This is a genomic window from Bradyrhizobium sp. 23 (assembly GCF_023073295.1).
GTDB classification, from domain to species: domain Bacteria; phylum Pseudomonadota; class Alphaproteobacteria; order Rhizobiales; family Xanthobacteraceae; genus Bradyrhizobium; species Bradyrhizobium canariense_D.
This window is the reverse complement of the sequence record NZ_JADPJF010000148.1, coordinates 195,964-199,236: the sequence shown is the minus strand read 5'-3', so window position 1 is coordinate 199,236 and position 3,273 is coordinate 195,964. Positions and strand designations below refer to the sequence as shown.

At 64.3% G+C, this 3,273-nt stretch carries 3 protein-coding genes and 1 pseudogene; all 4 read left to right on the top strand.

Features of this window, described 5'->3' with window-relative positions; genetic code table 11:
• The coding region (locus IVB32_RS34275; RefSeq protein ID WP_247412829.1) for an ABC transporter ATP-binding protein at positions 1-494 on the top strand (494 nt) is incomplete at its 5' end.
• Positions 494-1,594, top strand: coding sequence for a dipeptide ABC transporter ATP-binding protein (locus tag IVB32_RS34270; RefSeq protein ID WP_018457042.1), 1,101 nt, complete (start codon positions 494-496; stop codon positions 1,592-1,594). The genes IVB32_RS34275 and IVB32_RS34270, both read left to right, overlap by 1 nt.
• A 23-nt stretch (positions 1,595-1,617) precedes the next feature.
• Positions 1,618-3,129, top strand: coding sequence for an ABC transporter substrate-binding protein (locus IVB32_RS34265; RefSeq protein ID WP_026233287.1), 1,512 nt, complete (start codon positions 1,618-1,620; stop codon positions 3,127-3,129).
• 31 nt (positions 3,130-3,160) lie between these two features.
• A pseudogene (locus IVB32_RS34260) lies at positions 3,161-3,273 on the top strand (ABC transporter permease); the annotation flags it as partial.

The following is a 3,273-nucleotide window of genomic DNA, read 5'->3' as shown; positions in this document are numbered from 1 at the left end:
TCATGATCGCGATGGCGCTCGCCTGCGACCCGCGGCTGCTGATCGCGGACGAGCCGACCACCGCGCTCGATGTCACGCTGCAGGCGCAGATCCTGGAGCTGATGCGCGAATTGAAGGCGGCGAGCGGCGCTGCCATCATCCTGATCACCCACGATCTCGGCGTCGTCGCCGAAGTCTGCGACGAGGTCGCGGTGATGTATGCCGGCGAGATCGTCGAGCGCGCGCCGGTGGACGAGCTGTTCTCAGCGCCGCAGCATCCCTACACCGTCGGCCTGCTCGGCTCGATCCCGCGGCTTGACCATCGCGCCGACCAGCTCGCCACGATCGAGGGCATGGTCCCGAACATGATGCAGCCGCCCGCGGGATGCCGCTTCGCCGCACGCTGCCCCTTCGTGCTGGACGCCTGCACCAAGGCGCCGCCCCCGCTGCTCGAAGTCAGCCCCGGCCACCTCTCGCGCTGCCTGCGCGCCCCGCTCGAACGTCTGGTGTCGTGATGGCTCTGCTCGAGGTTCAGGGTCTGCTCAAGCATTTCGTCGCCGAGCGTTCGCTGTTCGGCCGGGCGCTGGCGCATGTCAAAGCCGTCGATGGCGTTTCCTTCTCGCTCGATGCCGGCAAGACGCTAGCGCTGGTCGGTGAATCCGGCTGCGGCAAATCCACCGTTAGCCGCCTGGTGCTGCGGCTGATCGAGCCGGATGCAGGCACGATCCGTTTCGAAGGCCGCGATCTGCTCTCGCTCGACGCCGGCGCACTGCGCGCCTTTCGCCGCGAGGCGCAGATCATCTTCCAGGACCCCTACGCCTCGCTCAATCCGCGCATGACCGTCGGCCAGATCCTGACCGAGCCGCTGGCGCTGCACAATCTGGTGCCGCCCGCCCGGCGGCGCGAACGCGTCGAGGAGATCCTGCGGCTGGTCGGGCTGGAGCCGCGGCTGGCGCGTCGTTACCCGCACGAGTTTTCCGGCGGCCAGCGCCAGCGTATCGCCATCGCCCGCGCGCTCGCGGTCGAGCCGAAACTGATCATCTGCGATGAGCCGGTCTCGGCGCTCGACGTCTCGATCCGCTCGCAGATCCTCAATCTGCTGCGCGAGCTGCAGGACCGGCTCGGGCTGGCCTACATTTTCGTCTCGCACGACCTCGCGGTGGTCAAGCACATCGCCGACCACGTGGCGGTGATGAATCTCGGCCAGATCGTCGAGACGGCGGCGGCGGACGCGCTGTTTGCCGCACCGCGTCATCCCTACAGCCGGGCTCTATTGTCCGCGATTCCCGTGCCTAAACCGCGGGCAAAGCGCAGCCGCATTGTGCTGCAGGGCGAAATCCCCAGCGCGCTCAATCCGCCGCCGGGATGCCGCTTCCACACCCGCTGCCCCTACGTGGTCGACCGTTGCCGCAACGAAATGCCTCAGCTCGTGCAGGATGGCATCGGACATGCAACGGCATGCCACCGAACGTCGGAACTGCCGTCGTCCGAGGCGATCGTCCCAACGGACGGCGGCTTCTCCCCGGTTCTCGAAAAATTGGTCGCCGCCTTCAGCGGCGGCCCGGAAGCAGTCCGCGGCAGCGGGGTTAGTTCATTGGGGACGAACCCGGCATAGCCGTAAAACAGAGGTTGAGAGCGATGAGTCCTATGCGTTTGGCACTCCTGGCGTCGGCATTGCTGACGTCGCTCGTAGGCGCGGCCCAAGCCCAGACCACACTTCGCATCGGCATCGCCGAGGATCCTGACATCCTCGATCCCAGCATCGGCCGCACCTATGTCGGCCGCATCGTGTTCTCCGCCTTCTGCGACAAGCTGTTCGACATCGACGAGAAGCTCAACATCGTGCCGCAGCTCGCGCTGTCGCATGAGACCTCGCCCGACGGCAAGGAGATGACTATCAAGCTCCGGCCCAACGTGAAATTCCACGACGGCGAGCCGCTCGACGCGGAAGCCGCAAAGTTCTCGATCGAGCGTCACATGACGCTGCCGACCTCGTTCCGCAAGTCTGAGCTCGCCAGCGTCGACCATGTCGAAATCGTAGACCCTCTGACCATCAAGCTGGTGCTTAAGACACCTTACTCCCCGCTGATCGCCCAGCTGACCGACCGCTCCGGCATGATGGTGTCGCCGAAGGCTGCCAAGGAGGCCGGCGACAAGTTCGGCCTGCATCCGGTCTGCGCCGGTCCCTACAAGTTCGTCGAGCGCGTGCAGCAGGACCGCATGGTCTTCGAAAAATTCGCCGACTATTGGAACAAGGACAACATCCATATCGACCGGGTGGTCTTCCTGCCGATCGTTGACGCCACGGTGCGCCTTGCCAACCTGAAGTCCGGCGGACTCGATCTGATCGAGCGCGTGCTCGCCACCGACATCAAGGACGTGCGTGCGGATTCGCGGCTCGTGCTGTCGACGGCACCGGAGCTCGGCTATTACGGCCTGACCGTCAATATCGGCAACGACAAAGCAAAGGGGCCGCTCAGCCAGTCGGCGAAAGTACGCCAAGCGCTCGATCTGTCGATCGATCGCGAAGCTCTCAACCAAGTTGTCTTTAACGGCGAGTTCACCCCAGGCAATCAATGGGTCAGCCCGACACATCCCTATTACCAGAAGGCGTTCCCGGTCCACGGCCGCGACGTCGCGAAGGCCAAGGCGCTGCTGAAGGAAGCGGGCATCACCTCGCCGGTGACCGTCGACTACATGATCCCCAAGGGCGCGGAGAACGAAGCGGTTGCCCAGGTGATCCAGTCGATGGCGGCGGAAGCGGGCTTCGACATCAAGATCCGCGCGGTCGAATTCGCGACCACCTTCAAGCAGGCCCAGGCCGGCGAGTTCCAGATCTTCCAGATCAACTGGAGCGGCCGCATCGATCCCGACGGCAACTCCTACATCTTCATGCGCAGCAAGGCACCGCAGAACGATGGCGTCTATTCGAACCCGGAAGCCGACAAGCTGATGGAAGACGGCCGGCTGACCGCCAAATTCGATGAGCGCAAGGCGATCTACGAAAAGCTGACCGGGATCGTGCTCAACGATTTGCCGATCATCTACATCTACCACCGCACGCTTCTGATTGCGCACACGACCAAGCTCCAGGGCTATAAGCAGATGCCAGATGGCCTCGTGCGCGTGGTCGGGCTGAAGTTCAAGTGAGCGTGGCCTCGCCTGACACGCGGCCGGCGCCATGCTGAACTTCCTCGCCCGCCGCATCGCGCAGATCGTGCCGACACTGTTCTTCGTGTCGGTGCTGATCTTCTCGCTCCAGCAATTGTTGCCAGGTGATCCAGCGCTGGTGAT

Excerpts from the sequence above, each read along its gene's own strand:
- IVB32_RS34270 (WP_018457042.1), top strand. The coding sequence starts at position 494 with ATGGCTCTGCTCGAGGTTCAGGGTCTGCTCAAGCATTTCGTCGCCGAG.
- IVB32_RS34265 (WP_026233287.1), top strand. The coding sequence starts at position 1,618 with ATGAGTCCTATGCGTTTGGCACTCCTGGCGTCGGCATTGCTGACGTCG.